The sequence below is a fragment of the Paenibacillus sp. MAH-35 genome (genome assembly GCF_058135425.1).
Map to the genome: position 1 here is coordinate 23,696 of NZ_JBYUPU010000013.1, position 21,368 is coordinate 45,063.

The 21,368-nt window shown below is 57.1% G+C and carries 17 protein-coding genes; all 17 read right to left on the bottom strand.

The genetic code is table 11. The features are described from left to right. On the bottom strand, positions 1 to 205 hold a 205-nt coding region (locus AC3Y2E_RS16080; RefSeq protein WP_379212010.1), incomplete at its 3' end, for a hypothetical protein. A 29-nt stretch (positions 206 to 234) separates the two neighbouring features. After that, positions 235 to 2,448, bottom strand: coding sequence for a ligand-binding sensor domain-containing protein (locus tag AC3Y2E_RS16085; protein WP_379212012.1), 2,214 nt, complete (start codon positions 2,446 to 2,448; stop codon positions 235 to 237). 61 nt (positions 2,449 to 2,509) lie between these two features. Next, positions 2,510 to 2,770 carry a hypothetical protein gene (locus AC3Y2E_RS16090; protein ID WP_379212014.1) on the bottom strand — a complete coding sequence of 87 codons (261 nt, stop codon included), beginning with the start codon at positions 2,768 to 2,770 and terminating at the stop codon, positions 2,510 to 2,512. A gap of 647 nt (positions 2,771 to 3,417) precedes the next feature. Continuing rightward, positions 3,418 to 4,026 carry a histidine phosphatase family protein gene (locus tag AC3Y2E_RS16095; RefSeq protein WP_379212016.1) on the bottom strand — a complete coding sequence of 203 codons (609 nt, stop codon included), beginning with the start codon at positions 4,024 to 4,026 and terminating at the stop codon, positions 3,418 to 3,420. 653 nt (positions 4,027 to 4,679) lie between these two features. Continuing rightward, positions 4,680 to 5,510: a metallophosphoesterase family protein gene (locus AC3Y2E_RS16100; RefSeq protein ID WP_379212018.1), complete on the bottom strand. Its 831-nt coding sequence runs from the start codon at positions 5,508 to 5,510 to the stop codon at positions 4,680 to 4,682. Positions 5,511 to 5,531: 21 nt separating this feature from the next. Further along, a complete protein-coding gene (locus AC3Y2E_RS16105; protein WP_379212021.1) occupies positions 5,532 to 6,164 on the bottom strand; it encodes a histidine phosphatase family protein in 633 nt (210 codons plus the stop codon). Beyond that, complete coding sequence (locus tag AC3Y2E_RS16110; protein WP_379212023.1) at positions 6,164 to 7,201, bottom strand: Gfo/Idh/MocA family protein; 1,038 nt, start codon at positions 7,199 to 7,201, stop codon at positions 6,164 to 6,166. Before AC3Y2E_RS16110 ends, AC3Y2E_RS16105 begins: the two co-directional genes overlap by 1 nt. Positions 7,202 to 7,225: 24 nt before the next feature. Next, a complete protein-coding gene (locus tag AC3Y2E_RS16115; RefSeq protein ID WP_379212025.1) occupies positions 7,226 to 8,551 on the bottom strand; it encodes an ABC transporter substrate-binding protein in 1,326 nt (441 codons plus the stop codon). Positions 8,552 to 8,614: 63 nt separating this feature from the next. Beyond that, the gene (locus tag AC3Y2E_RS16120; protein ID WP_190925603.1) at positions 8,615 to 9,919 is read right to left on the bottom strand and encodes an ABC transporter substrate-binding protein; all 1,305 of its coding nucleotides are present in this window, start codon (positions 9,917 to 9,919) and stop codon (positions 8,615 to 8,617) included. Between the two features lie 159 nt (positions 9,920 to 10,078). Continuing rightward, positions 10,079 to 11,077 carry a carbohydrate ABC transporter permease gene (locus tag AC3Y2E_RS16125; RefSeq protein ID WP_190925605.1) on the bottom strand — a complete coding sequence of 333 codons (999 nt, stop codon included), beginning with the start codon at positions 11,075 to 11,077 and terminating at the stop codon, positions 10,079 to 10,081. 5 nt (positions 11,078 to 11,082) lie between these two features. After that, positions 11,083 to 11,961, bottom strand: a complete 879-nt coding sequence (locus AC3Y2E_RS16130) for a carbohydrate ABC transporter permease (RefSeq protein ID WP_379212028.1) — start codon at positions 11,959 to 11,961, stop codon at positions 11,083 to 11,085. Then, a complete protein-coding gene (locus AC3Y2E_RS16135) occupies positions 11,958 to 14,285 on the bottom strand; it encodes a DUF5696 domain-containing protein (protein ID WP_379212031.1) in 2,328 nt (775 codons plus the stop codon). The genes AC3Y2E_RS16130 and AC3Y2E_RS16135 overlap by 4 nt, the downstream gene beginning before the upstream one ends. 14 nt (positions 14,286 to 14,299) lie before the next feature. After that, positions 14,300 to 14,914 (bottom strand): YIP1 family protein, encoded by a 615-nt coding sequence (locus tag AC3Y2E_RS16140; RefSeq protein ID WP_379212033.1) that lies wholly within the window; start codon positions 14,912 to 14,914, stop codon positions 14,300 to 14,302. Beyond that, complete coding sequence (locus AC3Y2E_RS16145; protein ID WP_379212035.1) at positions 14,911 to 16,404, bottom strand: hypothetical protein; 1,494 nt, start codon at positions 16,402 to 16,404, stop codon at positions 14,911 to 14,913. Before AC3Y2E_RS16145 ends, AC3Y2E_RS16140 begins: the two co-directional genes overlap by 4 nt. 17 nt (positions 16,405 to 16,421) lie before the next feature. Then, the gene (locus AC3Y2E_RS16150) at positions 16,422 to 17,297 is read right to left on the bottom strand and encodes a carbohydrate ABC transporter permease (protein WP_379212037.1); all 876 of its coding nucleotides are present in this window, start codon (positions 17,295 to 17,297) and stop codon (positions 16,422 to 16,424) included. 4 nt (positions 17,298 to 17,301) lie between these two features. Continuing rightward, complete coding sequence (locus tag AC3Y2E_RS16155) at positions 17,302 to 18,264, bottom strand: carbohydrate ABC transporter permease (RefSeq protein ID WP_379212040.1); 963 nt, start codon at positions 18,262 to 18,264, stop codon at positions 17,302 to 17,304. Next, the gene (locus tag AC3Y2E_RS16160; protein WP_379212042.1) at positions 18,261 to 21,242 is read right to left on the bottom strand and encodes an extracellular solute-binding protein; all 2,982 of its coding nucleotides are present in this window, start codon (positions 21,240 to 21,242) and stop codon (positions 18,261 to 18,263) included. Before AC3Y2E_RS16160 ends, AC3Y2E_RS16155 begins: the two co-directional genes overlap by 4 nt. Positions 21,243 to 21,368 lie beyond the last annotated feature (126 nt).

Sequence of the window (21,368 nt, forward strand, 5' to 3'; positions counted from 1 at the left end):
GTTTTTGGCTTTTGGTTTTTGGCTTTTGGTTTTTGGCTTTTGGTTTTTGGCTTTTGGTTTTTGGCTTTTGGTTTTTGGCTTTTGGTTTTTGGCTTTTGGTTTTTGGCTTTTGGTTTTTGGCTTTTGGTTTTTGGCTTTTGGCTTTTGGCCCGCCCATGATAATTCCCTTGCCGCCGGTCCGCTTGCGATGTTCCGACCGCTTCATCCGTATAGCCGCCCTGAAGCGGGCTCGGGTTATCTTGCTGCCTCCGTCTCGTGTTCCTGCTGCGAGTGTACGGGAGCCGGCTCGCTTTGCTCAGGCGCCGTTTCGACCGGCTTCGGCGATTCGTCGATAAGCTTGAAATACCGCGCCAACCAGTACGGGTGCAAATAAACGGTTCCGTCCTCCAGCAAATGTCCGTCGCCTGCGTCGCAAATATAAGGCGTTTTGTCCCAGCGGTGCATCGGACGTTCCTCGTACGGCAGCGGCTCGCTCAGCAGCTTGTAGCCGTGGCGCTGCAGCTCCGGATGGAACCGGATATCGGCCCGGTGGCTGTTGACGACCTTCCAGTGGATCATGTCGAGCGGCATCTCCGCCAGCGTCTGCACCGCGTTTTCGATATCGCACGCTTTCCCGGTCAACCCGCCGTACACCGAGTTCCAGAACGGGGACCGTTCCCGCCGCTCGAACTGCCAATGGTGCTCCAGACTCATCATATACAAAGCCCGCAGGTCCGGATCGGTCTCGTACAGGAGCAGCGGAACGTACGCATGGAAGCCGAGATTGTCGTCGATGCTGCTCGCTTCGCCGAGGTAGGTCCGTTTTTGCTCCAGCGTGTTCATGCCGTAATGATAACGGGTAACCAATTCGCGGTAAGTCCGCTCGTACTTTTCGTCGCCCGTTACATGCGAAGCCGTCTTCAAAAACGAAAGCAGTTGCAGCGAGTTGATTCCGCGCTGGTCGAGCCATTTCGCGTCGCGGTTCAATTTCTCCGGCGTCCATACCGCCCAGGTCGTCGGCAAACCGTCCACATCGGTCAGGCAGTAGTCGTGTTCGAGCACGTGATCCATAATCGCCCGGACGCTTTCCCGGATCAGCCGCTTGTCGTCTTCGTCCGCAACCAGATCGTAATAGATCGAATACGCGTAAAAATGTCCGGTAAGCTCGTCGCTCGACGTGTCTCCCTTCCATTCCCATTCACCGTCCGGCGACAGGCGCCATTCGGGATTTTCCCGGTGCTTGCCAAACTGCGCTTCCGTCCGGTGGCAGATCGAGCGGGCAAAAAATCCCGGCCTGCCGGTAACCGCCAGCAGACGCATCACCGCGTGCATGGAGCGCTTCGCCTTCGCCTTCGCGCGCTCGTCGCCGGTTACGGCGTAACGGTAGCTTTGGGCCGCTACGTAATCGGACGTCCACAACCCGTCGTTGTCGGAGATCCGGACGCTGCCGCTTTCGATATTGCCCTCTTCCTTCAAGCCGCGCCGGGTGACATAGTCGTAACGGGTCTCGTACCGCTCGACCATCCGATCGATATGGTCCGCCTTCTCTTCGAGCGTCATCCAGCGCGCTGCGATACGGCCGACGCCGCCGGCCGTGGCAAACCAGGCCGTCCCGTCAGGCTCCAGGGCGATGGCACGGACCTCGTCGTGAGGCAGCCATCGTTTGGAGGCGAAATAGCGCATCTGCCCGTCTAGCAGCCGGATCGCCCCGCGTGACGTGCCGAACCACCGCGCTCCGTCCCCGCCCCGGACGATGACGCGCACGTCTTCGTAGGCGAGACCTTTGGAGCCGTCCAGCTTGTAAAACAAATCCGTATTGTCGTGGATGCATATGCCTTTATCGGAGGCGATCCACAGATGGCCCCACTTGTCGGCGGACAGGCCGCGCAGGTCGTCGGTATCGATGCCGCCGTCTCTGGCCTCCATCTTAAACCAGTGCGGCCGCTTGCCGGAAAGGGCGAACAGCCCCGAATCGGTCGACGCGTAAACGTTGCCCTGACCGAAGACGGCAATGTCCCGCACCTGCGCACGGCCGAACGCCGCTATCCGCTCCCAGCTTTTCGTCCCGGAGCGGTACAGCGCTTCCGGCGTCGCCGCCCAATAGGCGCCGTCGTCGTCCTGCGTCATCGCGACAACCCGGCCATCCGGTCCGTCCTGGCTCCACTTCCCTCGCCGTAAGCGATACAGCGCGTCTCCAGCCGACACCCACAAGCTCCCTTCGCGGTCCGCAAACAGCATCGAGACCGCTTCTCCCGCCGGAGGGCCATCCTCGCGGCCGCCGTCGACCGCCTCCCAACCGTCGCCGCTCAGCCTGGCGAGACCGGCAGACGTCCCGGCCCATACGGTACCGTCTGCCAGCGCTACGGTATTCGCTTCATCCGAAGGCAGCCCTTGCCGGGTCGTATACAACGTTCGCTCCAATTGGGGGTAGCGGCCCAGCAAAAAGGTCGCCCTAGCCTGATTATTCATCTTACGCCTCCTCCGGGAATGAATATGTAAACTAATGATCGCAAACAACAGCTCGATTCCTCTAATGCTGAAGCGTGTCGAGTACATTTCCAGGTAACATTCGGTAATAGTCGTCCCGCTGCGGATTCGGGTTCGGGTTCGGGTTCGGGTTCGGGTTCGGGTTCGGGTTCGGGTTCGGGTTCGGGTTCGGGTTCGGATTCGGATTCGGATTTGGATACGGGTTCGGGTTCGCACGCGAACGATTCTCGCCGTCCTTGGCGCAAACTTGGCGTACTTCCGCATCCCCGCACATCCATAATCCAGCATACTTCCAGCGGCCCATACACCTAAATTAGCGTACTTCCTGCCCCATTCACCCAAAACTTGGCGTACTTCCTGCTCCATTCGGCGTAATAGGGGACGTTTGAGACTCTTATTACTTCCAAATCCGCATTCGAGCCCGAAATAAGATATGCTGGAAGCTCTTATTTCCTCGACTTCTCACGATTCCGACCCAAACCGGCGTTATAAGAGCTGCATAAAGACTCCTATTTCCTCAAAATCCGCGTTCGGGGCCAATTATAAGACGTGCTAGAGACTCTTATCCCCTCAACTAACCAACCAGCTAACTAATCAACTAACCAATCCTGCCCAAACTTGGCATACTTCCAACGGCCCTATATACCCAAAAACCCAAATTGACATACTTCCAGTAGCCCCATACACCCAAAATTGGCGTACTTCCTGCCCCATTCGGCGTAATAGAAGACGTTTGAGACTCTTATTACTCCCAAATCCGCGTTCGAGCCCGAAATAAGATATGCTGGAAGCTCTTATTTCCTCGACTTCCCGCGATTCCCGCCCATACCGGCATAATAAGAGCTGCTAAAAGCTCTTATCCCACCAAAATCTGCGTTTGAGGCCGAAATAAGAGGTGCTAGAAGCTCTTATTCCATGGACGTCCTGCTCAGCCGCGCCCTGCCTTAGCGCTCACTTGGAGAAAAGCGGTTGGAAATCGCCGATGTACCTCAGATCAAGCCCCTGTTCGCCGAAGTGCAGCCAGTACATCGTCCCGTTGCTTTGCAGGAAACGGACGTCGCTGCGATGGTCGAGGCCGAGCGCCGCGCACAACAACCGGCGGTTAAACCCGCTGTGCGAAAACAGCGCCACCCGCTCGTCGCCCGGGAACTCCCGGCGAAGCCGCTCCAGGATGCGCAACGCCCGGTCGTGGCCCATCGCTTCGTCCTCATTGCCCGCGCAATACCATCCCTCGGGCTCCACCTCGTCTTCGAGATCAACTTCCGGGTACATCCGTTTCAGCTCCTGCTCGGAGGGTCCCCGGTACTCCCCTTTGGAACGCACTTCGAACGTCTCAATCCAGACGCGGATTGGCAGCCCGGTCGTCCGTGCCAGCGGCTGCGCCGTCTCAATCGCGCGCATCAGCGGGCTGGAGACGATATGCGTCAGACCGGCTCCTTCCATGCCTGCTCTTACTTTTTCGGCCTGACTGCGGCCGAGCTCGGTCAGTTCTCCGTCAGCCATATCGTAAGAAACGGTATTGCCGATCGACTGCCCGTGGCGAATCAGAAATAAATCCATAACGGCCTCCCCGTCTACTAAACTATTTTCGAATCTATCGTGCCGATCGACACCAAACCAATTAACCCACTTGAAAAAGAAAAAGGATAATCTCCTCGATTATTCAATAGGAAGTGCCCCGTATCGTGGTGGTGTAGGGTCATAATGCGGCTGCCGGGAGGATGATCAATAAAGGTGCATCGATGTGCAATTCATGGTAGCAGATCGCTATTCCAATTTAGTTATTGCAACAGCTGGTGCAGTTCACTTTACATTTCATTTTGCGAAAGCAATTTATTCTGCGATTCATTTTGCGAAAGCAATTCACTCAGCAATTCATTCTGCGAAGGCAGTTCAATCTACAATTAATTTTGCGATTCATTCTTCAATTCGCTGTACAATTCATGCCGCGATTCATCCTGCAATTCATGCTACAAATCATTCTGCAATTTATACTTCAATTCTTCTGAAAATCATGGTACGATTCGATGCTCCAACTCCTATGGCTAACCATGTTGTTACTCGACGATACAACTCAATATGTCCTGCTGGGCAGCCCGGCCTCCCCATTCGACCCTGGCAGTCCGGCCCCCTAGATCCATCACAATCCAGCCCGCAACTCGCCCCGGAATACTCCAACAATCGCAATCCACCAGCCAACAACCCGCTCCGGATCACCCGAAAAACCGCAATCCCGCCTCCAGCTCGCCCGCGCAGAGCCGCGTCGCCTTCGTTGCCGCCAGCAGCGGGGAACGATCGTATTCGACGCTTTTCATCTCGATGCGGCCGTCCGTGATCGTCATATAGTGGGCGTCCTTGGACGGATCGTCCTTCCTCCGGTAAGACACGCTGCCCGGGTTCAGCCACAGCTCCCGGTCGCCAAGATAATGAACGGCTCTCCGGTGCGTATGACCGAAGATCAGCCGCCGGTGCTCCGCTTCCCGTACCTTCTCTTCCGCATGCGACCGCCAGTATTCGTCAAACTGATGCAAGCTTTCGATCGTCTCGTATTTGTAGTACAGATGCTGCATCCGATAACCGAAACCGTCCATCCAAAAGGAGACCGATTCCGGAAGCCGCTCCAAAAACGTGATGTCGTCCTCGCCCAGCTTGCCGGCGTTATCGTGCTTCCATTTCCATTCCCCGTCCGGCGTATCCTTCAGCTGATCCGGCCGGCGATACAGCGCGGCGACTTTGCGGTCGTGATTCCCTTGCACGCATACGGCATTATGTTCGCGCATCCAGGCGATCACTTCTCCCGGAAAAGGTCCGTAATCGACCAAATCACCGGCGCAATAGACGATATCGCTGTCGTTCTCCTTGCTCCATACGGCTTCAAGGGCATAAATATTGGCATGTACGTCAGATAAGACGAGTGCCTTCAATCGTTCTCCCTCTCTTCCCCGCATCGGCCGCTTGCAGGCCGGTGCCGCACGTCCGTCCACATATAACCGGCCGGCCGGCCGGGCGGCAACACCACCCGAGCGGCCGGTTCCCGGCTTCATTCCAGCTATTCCCCGCACGCTTCACACCTTGGTAGCCGCAGGGCCCTCCTGCGTAAATAAAGGCCACGGTCCCCCGACATACCTGACGACGATCTCCGTCTCCTGCAAGCTCAGCCAGTAGATGCTGCCGTTGCTTTCCTCGAAGCGGACGGCGCTTTGGTGATCGAGCCCGAGCGCGGCGCGCAGCAGAAACCGGTTGAACCCGCCGTGGGCGAACAGCGCGACCCGTTCGTCTCCCGGGAACTCGCGGCGCAGACGCCCGAGCACGGCCAGCGCCCGCCGGTGGCCCATCTCCGGCGTCTCGTCGCCGGCATACAGCCAGCCGTCCGGCTCCACCTCGTCCTCGATAACGATCCCCGGGTACGCACGCTCCAGCTCCTGCGCCGTTGGGCCGCGATACAGACCGCGGTCGCGCACCTCGTAAGCGTCGATCCATACCCGGATCTGCAAGCCGCTGGACCGGGCCAGCGGCTGCGCCGTCTGCAGCGCGCGCACGAGCGGACTGGAGACGATATGCGTCAGGTCCGCTCCCTTCATGCACTCCGCCACATACTCGGCCTGCCGCAAGCCCAGCTCCGTCAAGTCGCAGTCGGGCATATCCTCCTTGCACGTATTGCCAACGGATTGACCGTGTCGGATAATAAACAGCTCCATTACACGTTCACCGCTTCCCCCGTCTCCGCCGAACGGTAGAGAGCTTCCAAGATTTGTTGGACGATGACGCCTTGACGAGGGGTCGACAGCATCTCGCCCTTGCCTTCCAGCGCATCGATAAACGCTTCGAGCTGAAGCTGATGCGAATCGGGATCGGGCAGCTTCGGAGCCGTAATATCCACGACGGTGCCGAATTTGTTCTGGAAGACGGCTCCGGTCTTGAAATCGCAGCCCCCTTTCGTCCCGTGCAGCAGAACAGTGTTGTTCGTATGGTTCGGCATATGCACGATAAAGCTTGACTCGATCAGGAGAGTCGCTCCGTTCTCGAAGCGGACCATGCCCATAGCCAAGTCCTCCACCGTGTAGTTCCGGTAATCCCACGGCGTGGGAACCGTCTCGAACGGTTTGGTGCCGAGCTCCTGGTACGTAGCCCCCATGACCTGCACCGGCTTTGGAAAGTTCATGTACCATAAAGCCAGATCGAGCATATGAACGCCGATATCGATCAACGGACCGCCGCCCTGCAGCTCTTTGTTGACGAACACGCCTCCGGGAATCCCGTTGCGGCGCATGGCCGTAACCCGCCCCGCATAGATGTCGCCAATCTCCCCGTTGTCGATAAAACGTTTGATATACTGCGCCCTACCCTTATACCGGTTGTTAAATCCGTAAGCGAGTATTTTGCCGGACGCTTCCGCGGCAAGCTCCATCTCGACCGCCTCCGCGGCGGTCATCGCCGGCGGCTTCTCGCACAGCACATGGCAGCCCGCGCGGAGCGCCGCGATGGCGGCCGGTGCATGGAACTTGTTCGGGGTGCAGACACTGACCGCGTCGAGCTCCACCTGCGCGAACATCTCGTTGTAATCGGTAAACGTATGGGCGAATCCGTGCGCCTCGGCGTTATACCTTAGCGTCTGCTCGTTAACGTCGGCGATCGCTACGAGCTCAACCCGGTCGGCGTGTTTTTTGTAGTTGGCGATATGCGCCGCCTGAGCGATGCCTCCGCCGCCGATAATGCCGATTTTCAATTTCCCCACAGCTGCTCTCTCCTCCTTTATCTGTTACTTGGTGCCGAGCGATTTCTGAATGTCCGCCTTCAGGCCGTTCAGCTGCCGTTCCATCGTTTCCTCGATTTGCGTCAAGATGGCGCGGGAATCCTGGTTTTTCTTAATGCCTTCCTCCAGCATTTCCGCCCAGATCTTGGAGGCGTCCGCATAGGCGGGAGTGCGCGGCGACATTTGCGACTTCTTGATCGCTTCGACTCCGAAAGCGGCCGCATTTTGTCCGCCGAACCCGGCGATCGAATTGTTTTTCACGGCCGGCAGTTCCCAGGACGGCATATACGGGGACAAGCGCAGCGACTTCACATATTCCTCGGTCGCAACCTCGGACATAGCAGCAAACTTCGCGTATTCCCATGCCGCTTCCTTGTTTTTGCCTTGCGACGGAATGACGTAGACGTCGAAGCCCCAGCCTTTTGCCGAGCCGAGCGGCAGCTGCGCCAACCGCCAATTCCCGAAATTGTCCGCTTTGTTGCCGCCTTTTTCATAAAAGCTGCCCAGCGAGCCAAGCAGGTTGAAATACGTGATCAGCTTGCCGCTGTTGAGCGCTTGGTCCGTCTCTTCTTTCGAAGCGGTAAAGGCGAGATCGAGCTGTGCGGCACGCTTGGCGAAATCGATCGCTTTGACGTATGTGTCCCCGTTGCGGAGATATTTCATCGAGCGATCGTAGAAGCTCGTATGCGGAGCGGCGATGTCCGTCACTTCGCTCAGCCGTCTGAACATGTAGTGACCTTTCTGTCTTAACTTCTTCGCCATGTCGAAGAAATTTTCCGGATCGGAGACGAACTTGCTCACCTCGTCAGGCTTGCTCGGGAAGCCGTTCTGCTCGAAAATGTCGTTCCGGTACAGCATGACATAAGGAGAATACGTGTACGGAAGGCCGATCAGCCGTTTCTCGTCCATCGATTTGGACAAGTTCCATGCCGCCGGCAGGAAGTCCTTCTCCAGTTCCTTGGCGTTGTACGGCGGTGCATACAAATCTTCCAGCCCGCTGGCCGTCCCGAACTTCCACAGATGGGCTTCCCACACGCGCGCCACATCGGGCGCTCCGTTGCCTGCGGCCAGCGCGACGACGACGGCGTCGACATGCTCCTTCGGAGCGCTGGATTCGATTTTCACATTCGGGTGCAATTTCATGAACGCTTCAGAGACAGCCGGACTATCGCCCCAGACGACTAGCGTACCGGACAGCTCCTTTTTGGCGACAGCCGCCTTCGCCTCGTCCGCGGGCGTTTTCTCCGAACCGCCCGACCCTCCGCACGCGCTGACCGTTAATGAGATGAACAACAAGCTTGCGATCAGCTTCATTCGCTTAACTCCATGCATCGTTCTCGCTCCCCTTTACGAGTTTGGGATAAAACGATAATCAAGTTTCCGCCGACACTGCGCTTATTTCGCAACAAATTTTTTCATCTCGGCAATTTCCGCCGCCAGCTTTTTCTCGATCGCTTCCTGGGCTTGCTGCATCAGAGCCCGGGAATCCATATTTTTCTTCAGCCCTTCGTCTACGATCTCATCCCAGACGTCCGATGCGCTGTCGTCCGCCTTGACCATCGGTTCGTACTTCATGCCGTCCATAATCGAGGCGCCGAACGCCAGCGTGTTCTGACCGCCGAACGCCGGATCTTTCGTGTCCTTGAACTCGGGCAAATTCCACGACGGACGGTATGGCGAGATTTGCGCCGTTTTCAGGTTTTCCTTCAAAGCTTCTTCGCCCATCGTAATGAACTTGATATATTCCCAAGCCGCTTCCTTGTTTTTGCTTTGAGAAGGGATCGAGTAGGTGCCATACCCTTGCCCGTACACTTGGCCGAATGGAGTCGTCGTCACTTTCCATTTGCCGTAAGCTTCCGACTTCGAGCCGTCCTGGAACGTGGAGACGCGGTAGAGCCCTCCGAAGTAAGCGACGAGACGTCCGTTGTTGACCGCCTGATCCGTTTCCTCTTTCGTTCCGCTGAAGACGAGCTGCAGTTGGTTGGCGCGCTTGAGATAATCGAGCGATTTGACGTAAGACTCGGTATTGCGGATATATTCCATCTTGCTATTGAAGAACGTGTCGCCGACGGTAAACGTGGACATATTACCCAGGCTGCGGAAGAAATAATGTCCTTTGCTTCTCATTTTCATCGCCATGCTGAAAAACTGCTCCGGATCGGAAACATACTTTCCGACTTCCTTCGGATCGGAAGGGAAACCGTTCTGCTCGAATATATCAGCGCGATAAAACATGACGTAAGGCGTATACCGCCACGGAATGCCGAACAGCTTCTTGCCGTCAAGCGTCGTCGACATCTTCCAGGCACCGTCGACGAAATCTTTTCTCAGATCGACGGCATTGTACGGAGCCGCCAGCAAATTCTCAAGGCCGTCGACCGTCCGGAATTTCCAGTAATGGGCCTGCGACAATTCGACGACGTCCGGTGCGCCGCTGCCTGCGGCCAGAGCAACGATGGTGGCATCCTCGTGCTTGCTCGGTGTATCGAGAATAAGCTTGACGTTCGGATATTTTTTCTGAAACAGCTCATTTACGGTATCGCCGGCGGAAGATCCCCACACGAGCAAATCTCCTTTAATATCCTTCGCGGCCTCCGGGTTATCCTTGCCAACGTTCCCGAGCTCCTCGTCCTTGCCTCCGCAGCCGCTTAATCCGATCGCAAGCAGTGCGATCGCCGAGAGCAAAACAAAACGCTTCATTTTTTTCGCTCCTTCACCGTATAGTTCCTAACCCATTCAGTACCCCTGGCTTGCATTACTAGACCCACGTTTGCTTCATGACACAGACCCGCTTATGAATGAACCTCTCAAGCGAATTGCGGCTTGTTCGCCGCCGCGCATCCCCCCTCTCGATACCGGTTATTCGCCGGCTATTCCGGTCCTCTCGACACTTTCCACGAAATACCTCTGCGTGTACAGATACAAGATCAGAATCGGCAGAATCGTCATAAGCGCGCCCGCCATCATCTTCTCATGGTTCGTCGGCAGCTGCCCGATTCCGTCCTTCGCGTCGCCGCTCTCGGAAATCGCCTCTTTCTGCTGACCGAAGTTGGACTCCCGGAAGTTGCCCAGCATCTGATTCAGCGTGAACGTATTCGTCTTCTTCAAGTACAGATCGGGAAAGTACGAATCGTTCCAGTGCCAGACGATCGAGAACAGGAACACGACGAGGATGGCCGGCTTCGCCATCGGCAGCATGATCGACAGGAACGTGCGGAACGCCCCCGCGCCGTCGATGCGCGCCGCTTCTTCCATCTGATGCGGCAAGCCGCGGAAAAACTGCATGAACACCATGACGAACAAGGCGCCGCGCAGCCCGTGCCCGAACAAGTTCGGAATGAGCAGCGGACTGTACGTATTCAGCCAGTTCAGCCGGCTGAACAACAAGTACAGCGGGACGACGATCGCTTGCGGCGGCACGAGAAAGGTGAACAGCAGCAGCACGATCAGCACCGTATAACCCGGGAACCGGTAACGCGCGAACCCGTAACCCGCGATCGAGCAGCCCACCAGATGAAGCAAGGCGCCGCCGACGGACAAGATGATGCTGTTGATGAAATGTTCCATAAACCCCATGCCCCGGAAGGCGAAGGCGAAGTTCTCGAAGCTGATTCCTTTCGGAATCCACTGTACCGTGCCGTCGGCCGCATCCCGCGCCGTCATCAGCGACTGACTGATCATGAACAGCACCGGATACAGGAAGACGAACGATAAGCTGAGGATGATCACGTAATGGAACACCCCGGTCGTGATGTCCGCAGTCCGGCGTGCTCCCGACGTCTTCCAGAGCGGCAAGGCGGATTGCGTCCAACCGGGCGATTTCTTTTTGTAGGCAAGAGTGACCTGCGCTTCCTTCATTGACGCTACCTCCTTTCCTGCGACAGTGCCGTAGTATTGCGGAACAGGAAAAACACGATGCCGATGATGACGAATATGCAGATGGAGTAGATCCAGCCGACGGCCGCGCCGTAAGCGAAGTTGAACTTATTGAAGATCAGCTCGTAAATAAACCGCATCATCTCGTTCGTCACCGAGGTGAACGAGTCGACGATCGAGAACAAGGTGCTGATGAACAGCATCGGCATGAGCATCGGGAACGTAATCTTCCAGAAGCTCTCCCACCCGGTCGCTCCGTCGCACTTCGCCGCTTCGTACAGCGCAGGCGATACGGTCTGCAGCCCGGCGAGCAGGATCAGGATCGGCACGCCCGCGCCCCACATGACGAGGGTGAGCGAATCCATCATCGTCAGCAGCGGGTTCAGCAGCTGCAGTGGGATGTATTCGGCCAGCGTCTCCTTAAGCCCGGCCTGCTGGAAGATCGGCAGCGTCGCCGCCCCCTGCTTCGTCAGCGTCGACAGCGTCTGGCCGGTAGCGATAATGACCGGCAGGAAGAAGACGCCCCGGAAGAAGACCCGCCCCTTCATCGGTCGATTGAGCAGCAGCGCGCTGAACATCGAGAAGATGAGGATCAGCGGCACGTGCACGATCATCTTCACCATCGTCGTCTGCAGCGTCGGCAGCAAGTCGACGTCGACCGTGAAGGCGTGGCGGTAATGCTTGAGGCCTACCGGAGTGGAAGCGAGCTTCCCTCCGGTCAGCTTCAAATCCTGAAACGAATAGATGATCGATTCGATGAGGGGCATCGCCATAAAGACGGCGAACCCGATCACCCATAACGATACGAAGGCGTATCCTTCAAACATCGTCCGCGTACGCAGCGACAGTCGCAGCTTTGTTTTCATCGTCCGCTCCCTCCCTGTACGACGGAAAACCCGCCGGGACTGACCGTAACACCGTTCACGGTCCGGGACAGCTGCCCGTAGTTGACGACGATGGTTACCCCGTTGCTGTAAGTCGTCCGGTATACGTCCTGCATGACGCGCTCATGCCCTGTAATCGTCGCATCCACGACTTTGTTTAACGCTTCCGCCGCCTTGCGGTATTCTTCGGCCGCAGGTTCGAGCCAAGTGTCCGCATCCGAGCTGAACAAGCCGTCCATCGGCGTCCGTTTCAGCTTGGAGGAGTTTTCATGCGTCAGCTGATATTTCGGCACGGCTCCGTATTCGACCATACGCAGAAACGACTTCTTCGGATCTTCGCGCAGGTTTCCGGCTTCCGAGGAATACGGGATCAGGCCGTGCAGCGCAATCTGGTAAAACGGTACAGTGGCGTCCTCGTACGTGTAGTGGCTCGAATCGGCCGGAGCCCCATCAATCCGGTCGGCGAACCCGAACGTATACGCGTTGCCACCGGTTACCGCTACGCTGCCGAGCTGCTTCCGGGTAAGCTCCATCGCCTCCTGCCACAGCCCGATCGTCTGCTTGCGGTACATCGGCGACGATACCCGCAGATCGCTGTACAGCTTCTCGCCCATATAGTTCAGCCGCAGTCCGCTGACGTCCAGCCCGGCATACCGGGCAAGCTCCGGCTTCAAGTAGTCGTTCACGGCTACGCCCGGATTGAGCATATGGTACGAAGTTCCCCGCTTCACCTGAAGGGTGGCCGGATGCGGATCGTAAAACGTCAGCACTTCCCGCTTCATCCCGTAGATCGCGTCCCGCGACGCCCGGTAGTCGCCTTTGGGGGCGAAAGGCAACACATAGTTCGCATCCAGATACACCGGAATTTGTTTGGATTTGGCGTATTCGATCAGACTCGTAAGTCCGTCGTCGCCGCCAAGCTTGCCGGCTACCGGGAAATGCTGCGGCTGCTTGCCGTACACGCCCCCGTCAGACCAGCCTTCCAGCACCAGCTCCAGCCGGTTCACGCCTTGGGCGGCGAAACGGTCGATCGTTTCCTTGGCCTGCGCAAACGTCGTCATCCCGATATAGGTGCTGCCGATAATCTCGTCGCGGACGACGCCGCCGACCAGATGAAGCCGCAGCGGAAGCTGCTCCTGACGGACCGGCTTCACGCCTTTGTCTTTGATCAAGTGGTCGCGGTACGCTTGCGCCATGCCCACGTATCCGCTTTTGTCTCCTTCGAGCAGCACGTACCGGACTTTGCGCTCGCCTTCCAGCATCGTGCCCTGGAAGAACGGAACTTCGCCGGAATCCCCGATGAATATGCTGTCACTGCTCCGGTACGTGAATTCGACCGACGAGCGGTAGATGTCTACGTTCTGGTAGCCGGAAGGAGCGGCGATAATATTCGCGTCGTGTTCGCCTTCCGTAACGATGCCGACGAAGCCCTGGTCGCCGCGCTTGATGCCGAAGACGGGCAGCGCCACCCGTTCCTGCGGATCGGAGTAAATGTCTTCCTTCGGATTTTTCGTGACGACGCTTTTCGTCTGGCTGTCGAACGCCTCGTCGCCGCCGTAAATCGATTGGTAAAACTGATCGTAGTATTCCAGATGCTCTTTCTTGAACTCCATCAGCGCGCCGGCTCCGTCCGGATAAAACACGAAACCGTTCTCGCTCGGATGTCCCGAACCGAAGTAAGGCAGCGGTTCGATACTGACCACTTTACACTTGTTCTCCTCGACGATTGAATCGAACGGGACGTTCACTTCGAAGCCGTCCGGGGTCAGCTTGTATTCCATGGCAAAACTGATGCCAAGCGAGATCAGCTTGTAGTTCACCCGTACCCCGCCGTCGATCAGCGCCGGAGTAAGCGTCCCGGCTTCCTTGAACGGGTAGGTCGGGGAAGCCGATGTTCCTTGCGTATAGCGGAGCGTCACCGGATTTTCCACGATCGGCTTCTGATGGCTCGCGATTCCTTCCTGATTTTCCGGGTATGTGTACCAGCGCTTGCCAGTCGCCGGGGATTCGAGGTAAACCATCCCCTTGCTCTCGTCGTAGTACATCGCCAGGCTCCCGTTGCTCGCCACTTTTTTAATTTCCTTGCTGGAGCGGCCGTCCAGGCCGACCATTTGAATCGGTCCTTCGTCGTTCGTATTCGTACAACTGTTCAAAAACGTCTCTTTTTCCGTTTTCACTCCCGCGTCGCGCGCTGCCTTGGCTCTTTTGGCTTCCTGCGTCAATTTATAGTCGTAGGAGAGAGCGGCTCCGAGCAGTGTGCCAATCAGGATCGTATGAAAGCAGATCCGCGCAATTCGTTTTAACATACCCTCCCCCTCCTCTACATCCTCAGATTCAGCTCTTTTACGATGCCGAACACGAAATTGAACGCCTGATTGACGAGCCCGTAAATCATGATGAAGATGAACCAGATGATCAGCATGCCGACGATGGTCAGAAGCAGAATAAAGATCAGTTTATACAGCGTAAAATCATGGATGATCTTCACCTTCATAATGAGCAGAAAAGCGACCCATACGAACAGGAATCCGCTCAGAAAGACGTAAACGGGCATCTCCTGAAGCGTCATCACGTTCGTCAGCAGCGAGATCGGGATGATCAGCAGGGCGTATGGCGCCAGAGCGTAAGCGCTGCCGACCAGAATCTCCTTGAACCGCCCTTCTCCGTCCTGAATCGTGCTGACCCCCCAGTTGGAGACGGACCATGTCAACCACAGCACAATAATCGAGACGGCTTCGGTCACGAACGAGATCTCGAATGCCTCGCGCTGCTGGTACAAAATGCTCGATAACAGCAGGGAGATCATCCGGAAGGCGATCACGAGGGCGATCATCAGGATGCCGTCGCGGATTCGCGCCCGTCCCGGTTCCTGCAAATCGTTGTAGAAATCGATCGGGTGCGCGAGCACTTGTTTGGTCATATTCAAAAAGCTCATGGCGCGCCTCCTTCCGTCCGCCGGACCGCATAAAACTGTTGATTCATCCGCACCTTCCGGCGGCGGCGCCAGCCGAGGAACATCCGGAAGACGACGGCGAACAGGATCACTCCGGCGACAAACCATACAAAGTGTTCGCGCATATAGTTTTTGCGGTGCTCCAGGTAAGCGAGCGAATATTCCCTGTAGGAGCGCGCGGTTTTGAAGTATTCCATCGCTTCCTTGTACTGTTCCTGCTTGTATAACGCCTTGCCGATCGCCAAGTACGCCAAATTGTAGTTGCTGTTGCGCTTCAGCACATCCATCCACGGTTCCTTCGATTGCTCGTACAGACCGTCCGAGTACAGGACCGACGCCCGGTGAACGAGATCGCCGAATTCGGTCGTGCGGAAACGGTCGATCCGGTTTCGCGTCTCGTCGGCGATATAGATGACGCCCCTGGAGTTAACGGCGATGCTGGAAGGCGTAATCATCAGGCCGTCCTGCGATCCGATCCCGCCGAACACGAAGAGCAGATTGCCTAGGCTGTCGTACTGGAACGCCTTGCCGGTCATCTGGTCGAGCACCGTAATGAATCCCTGGTTATCGACCGTTACGCTGACGAACACATGCTTGCGCTCCTGCTGCTTGCCTTTGCTGTCCGTGATGACGCGGAAGCGGGTGTCGCCGTAGCGGCCTAAGGCCGATTCCTGGGCGTTCAGCGTGTCGACGCCCACGGCGCTCAGCCGTTTCGCCTGCAGCGTGTCGATGCCGAGCGTCGTCGTATAGATGAAGCCGTCCCGGTCTTGAAACAGGTTGGAGAACTCGGGCGGCTTCTCCGTAGCCATTTGCGCTTTTTGCTCTTTCGTCGCAATCAATCTCGTAATGATTCGCGTCACACTGAAGGGCACGTGGTTCGCTCCGAAGAAACCGGCGAACTCCCCGTTCGGGTCGAGCTGCATCAGCCCCTGATACAAACCGTCAACGACGACGAACATATAGCCGCGCTTATCGACGACGAGCTTGGAGGGGACGAACTGGAATTTGTCGCCGAGCAGCGGGTTTTTCGGATCGCGGTAATCCCGCACGAACTTGCCTGCGGGATCGAAGACGGCGATCCGGCTGTTTTTCGTATCCGCTACATAAACGGTTCCGTCATCGGTGACGAATACCCCTTTCGGACTGTTCAGCTTTCCTTCCCCTTCGTCCGTACCGAACACCCGGAGCAGGCGGTTGTCGCCGGACAGATGGACGACACGGTTGTTGCCCGAGTCGACGACGTACAAGGAGTCGTCCGCCGCGACGAATAAATGCTGCGGCGCCTTGAACGGACCGGACTGCCCGTCGTATCCGTCGATGGAATCCAAATATACGTATCCGTTCAAGGATGGGACCGGATTGTCTTTATGGTCGTACACGTACCCGCTGTAAGGAGTCACGGCGTAAGCTGACGGCGCAGCCAGGACGGAGAGCAAAACTGCAGCGAGTATGAGCGCGACGGTTCGGCTCATCTTCAAAGTGATCCCTCCTATGCTTTGATCCCGGAATGAGCCATCGTCTCCATCACTCTTCGTTGGGTGACGATAAACATGACCAGCGTCGGGATGATCATGAGCAAACTTGCGGCCGCCAGCGCGCCTACCCTGGCTACCGATCCCGCCCCTCCGCTGATCGTTCCGATCGCGTAGGGCAAGGTTTTCATCTGATCCGTCGTCGTGTACAGCATCGCCGGACCGGCGTTGTTCCAGGCGCCGATAAAGGTCAGCAGCGTCATCGTCGCCACCGCCGGCATCAGCATCGGCATGACGACATAGATGAACGTCCGCCATTCTCCCGCGCCGTCCATCCGGGCCGCTTCGAGCAGCGCGTCGGGGACGGAATCGAGATACTGCTTCATCAGGAACAGTCCCATCGGCGCGGCCAGCCCGGGCAAGATGAGCGCGAAGTACGTATCCATCGTGCCGCTCCGCGACATGATGATATACTGCGGAATTTGCGTCACCTGCGGGGCGAACATCAGCGCCAGCACGATCAGCTTGAACAGCGGCTCGCGAAAAGGCATCGTCTTATGCTTGCTGAGCGGATAAGCCGCCATCGCGCTGATGAATACGCCGGCAGCCACGATGGCAATCGCGACGAACAAGCTGTTGAAGACGTAACGCGAGAACGGAACGACAGAAGCTTCCGTGGCCGCGAACAAGTCGAAAAAATTGCGCATCGTCGGATTCATAACGAAAAATCGCGGCGGAAACAAAAACAGTTCGGACAGCGGCTTAAACGCCGTTGTAATCAAGTAAATAAGCGGCATCACCATCAGCAGGGCGAACACGGTCATGACGGAGTACAGGATCATCCCGCTCCAATCGAACCTGCCCCCCTTGATCAGCGCAGCGCGGCTGGACATCCGATCAATCCCTTTCCCCGAGTATATTAAAGATGAATCGGTTCAGGCCGACCATCATCAGGAACAGCACGACGGCAATCGCCGAGGCGTATCCCATATCGAACCGTACGAACGCGTAGTCGTCGAGATGGTTCAAAATCATATGCCCCGCGTACAACGTACTCGGAGAGCCGGCTAGCTGTGCGCTGATCTCGGACACCTGCAGCGCGTTAACGACCGTGATGACCGCTCCGAACAGCAGCATCGGCTTCATCGAAGGGAGCGTGATGTACCACAGCTCCTGCCAGCGGTACCGCACCCCGTCGATGACTCCCGCTTCGTACAGATCGCGCGGCACGTTGGCGAGTCCGGCGAGGAATGCGAGGAACCCTGTCCCCATGCTCATCCACAGAGATACTAGGATGATGACCGGCAATATCGTCTGGACGTCCTGCAGCCAGATGAACGGTTCGGTGAGGACCCCGAGCTTGATCAGCCAATAGTTGATCAGCCCGTACCGGTCGCCGGAAAACAAGTACAGCCAGACGACGGACATCGCGATCGAGCTTGTAATCGCCGGCGTATAAAAGCACAGCGTATACAAAAACCGGTATTTCTGCGGAATCTGACTGATCAGCCAAGCCAGAATGAAGGACATGAAGTACCCGATCGGCCCTGTAAATACGGCGAACATCAGCGTATTGGCGATGGCCTTCAGGAAGATGTCGTCGTCAAGGAACAGATTGCGGTAATTGGTCAATCCGATCCAGCGGGGCGGCTCCAGAATGTTATAGTAGGTCATGCTGAGGAACACTGCGGTGAATACCGGTACGACCGTAAAGATGAAGAACAGGATAAAAAACGGCGACAGGAACAGAAAGGAGGTGCGGTGGCGGACGATGCGCGTCCACAGGCCCGGATTTGCGCCCGCTTGGGCCTTCGTCTTTTTCGTCTTCTCTACCGCCTGGCGAGTTATGGCTTCGCTCATCGGCTCCCCACCTCCTTATCGGTTCGCATGCCGACCGTCTCCCGGTCGAGCCCGAATTCTTCGCGTTTTTTCTTCAGCTCGCGATTGACTTCCTTCACGCCGTCCTCCATCGCTTCGCGGACGTTTTTCCCTTTAAGCACGATCTCGTTCCAGATGTTGTTGACATACCGGGTAGTCAAGTAGTCGCCGGGCACGATTTCTCTTTCCCGGAACCATTCCCACTGCTCGAGGATCGCTTCGATATCTTTTTGCGGCCAAGGCAAGTTCATCAGCGCCTCGACGTTGGCTGTATTCCAGCGGGCTTCGACGCCCATCAGCGCTTCCAGTTCGGTTCCGAACCGCTCTTGCACCGGCGCGCTGACCCACCATTTCAGAAACTCCCATGCTTCCTGAGACTTTTTCGTGTTTTTGAAAATGATTCCCGTCTGCGAAGCGCCGCCAACCGACCGGTCGATCTTGCCGTCCGGACGCTGAATCCCCGGCATCGGCAGCATCTCCCACCAGCCCGTCAGTTCCGGAGCCGCGGTCATGAGCTGCACGTATGTGGAGTAGTCGGCTACGCCGATCGGCATCTCCCCGGAGCGGAACCGGTTATAGAAACTTGCTTCCTTGCTGATCTTGTAGTTCGTATATAACCCCGTCCACATCTTCATCGCCGCCAGCGCCTCGGCCGAGTCCAGCGCGGACGACTTCCCGCCTTCGCGGTAGAAGTCCCCTCCCTGCTGGAACAGGAAAGGAGCGAATTCGCTTATCGCGCCGGCCGTGCTGTGGGAGTAGAAGAAGTCCATCCCGTGGCGCTGCAGCGTCGGGATGATGTCCATGACTTCCTGCCACGTTTGCGGAATTTTCGTAATGCCGAGCTCCTGCAGGATGTCTTTGCGGTAAAACATCATCGAGAAGTTCTGGTTTTCCGGCAGAGCGTAGTTGCCGCCCTGGAACCGGTAAGGAATGAGCGCCCCCGGGCGGAAGCGGTTCGCCACTTCCTGATAGTCAGGGTAATCGCTTAAGTTCTTCAAGCCGTCCCGCAGCGCGAAATCGATCGGGATGACCGGCTCGACCCCGAGAGCGACGTCCGGCGCCTTCCCGGAAGTAACAGCGAGCATCAGCAGATTCATCGCGCCGGCCGGGATGACGTTGATATCGACGTTGATGCCGGTAGCGGTCGTAAAATCTTCGTCGGCCATCTGCTTAATAATTTGCGCCCAGTCGCGGCCGCGGGCGACCCATACTTTCAGCGGCTCTCCCTCATCTTCTCCGCCGGTGATCCCGATACTCCGGTAATCTTTGGTGAACGAGGTGAAGAAGTCGTACATGCCGACACCGAGCTTCGTCGCGAGGCCTGCCGTCGCTTTCGGCCAAGGCTGGTCCGGCGATTTCACGATCAGGTAGTCGAGCTGAAGCCTTTGCTTGTTCATCGACGTAATCCAGCCGCTCAGCTGCGACTGTGTGTCGGACAACTTGTCGGACCGGCTCGCGATGCTGTCGGTATTCGCCGCCAGATCGACGAACAGGTCGCGGGCGGTGGCGATCGAGGCGAGCTCCGGACTGCCTTTCTCGGTTCCCATCTCGTACATGCTCTCAATCGCCTTCTGCAGATCAAGCGCCATCAGATGAAGCCGCGGCACCAGGTTCGGAATATTCCGCTCGAGCTCCCATTCCCGGTTCGGATCGGGATTCGTTCCGATGACCATGATGATTTCCCGGCTCAAGTAAGACAGCCGCTGCGAGACGTCCTGAATCCGCTCGAACACTTGACCGAGCTGGCCGACCTGCACTTCCATGCGGAGATTGTGCTTGCCCTTCTCCAAGTAATACAGATAAGGAGTGTCGCCCCCGCCCAATCCGCTCACCTGCCACCGCTGGGAATACGGGAAGTCGACGGCGTTCATTTCCTTGAAGGGTACTACCCCGTCAATCGTTACGGTCCGCTGAACCGGAATTTCATTCAGCCAGGAAGCGAGAAACCGTGAGCCAATCTGATACAGGCCCGATTCCGGCACTTCGATCTCCCATTCGATCCACTGTCCGCCGTCACGCCAGGAGCTTCCCCCGATCGTATTCAGCAGCGTGGCGCTCCGGTTGAACGGCTCGGTCGCCGGCTCGCGGTTATCTTTGCGGCGCAGCGTCGGATCGGACTTCAGCTTGGCGTCTTCCGCCTGCACTTTGATCAGGCTGTTGCTGATTTCCTTGTAGCTCCGCTGTTTGTAAGTTTCCAGCACCTCCGCATAGGTCGGGATAACAACCGGCGAAAATACGCGAAGCTCGCCGATCGCAGCCGACTCGCGGGTATGCTCGATCCGGATTTTGTGCTTGCCCTTGGTCAGGTAATAGCGGAACGGTTCCTCCGCCCGCGCTTCCGGATCGCGGAATTCCCGGTACTGCCAGCCGAATACTTCCTCTTGCTTCGGATTGAACTCGTTGCCCATCTCGTCGAACCGGGTCGGAGCCGCTTCCTTCCACATCCGCTGGAACACGATCCGCTTCGACTGGAAGAACGGATATTCGCCGTCGATCCGGACGCTGCGCTGGATGGACGCTCCTTTTTCCTTCATCGCGTAATACAGAATGCCCATCTGATAAAATCCGGACTCAGGGATATCCACCTCGTACTCCACCCAGCCGCCTTCCGCGGTCAGAGCGGCCACGTCTCCTCTGCGTCCTTCCGGATCGCGCTGCCGGGAAGCCCCGGAGCCGCTGATCGCGGTATAATCGGCCCCCTTCACGACGATCTGGTGGCCTTTCGTATCCTTCGCTCCGTCATCGCCGGTTTTCTGGTAATAAGCCAGATACGAAGGCTCCAGCCTGGAGCCGATATCGCCCTCGGCGAGAATCGAGCGCTGGTCCACATCACCGTATTCCGGCACGCCGGCCATCGCCGTATCGCTAAATCCCCGGGATTGGTACCACCAGACGAACGCTGCGATGAGCAGGGCGGCCGCCAACAGGGTTACCAAGTTTTTGCGAAGCACCTTGAGCATGACACTCCCCCCAACAAGCAAACTCGGGATATTTCTTCCTTCTTGAAAACTTAATTCCTGATCCTAGATGTACCCCGGCCCATTTTCTTACTCGTTAAAGAATGTATACCTTCGTTTAGCGATATC